Origin of the sequence: Staphylococcus sp. HMSC34G04 (assembly GCF_001838765.1) — a bacterium.
GTDB lineage: Bacteria > Bacillota > Bacilli > Staphylococcales > Staphylococcaceae > Staphylococcus > Staphylococcus epidermidis.
Map to the genome: position 1 here is coordinate 1 of NZ_KV838759.1, position 213 is coordinate 213.

Genomic DNA, 213 nt, shown 5'->3' on the forward strand with positions numbered 1-213 from the left:
AATTATGGAATTCATAAAAACATTTCTGATGTTATTTTTTGAATTATTATTACTATTTATAGTAGTGAGTTTTATAGTAAGTCTGATTCAACAAGTTGTTTCAGAAGAAAAAATTAAAAAGCTTTTGAGCAAACCTAATAAAGCTGTCAATTACATATTAGGTATGGTGTTTGGTGCTGTTACACCATTTTGTTCTTGTTCAACTATTCCAAT

At 26.3% G+C, this 213-nt stretch carries 1 protein-coding gene; it reads left to right on the forward strand.

Annotated elements, in window-relative coordinates; translation table 11 throughout:
• Position 1 precedes the first annotated feature (1 nt).
• The coding region (locus tag HMPREF3241_RS10495) for a permease (protein ID WP_256323894.1) at positions 2-213 on the forward strand (212 nt) is incomplete at its 3' end.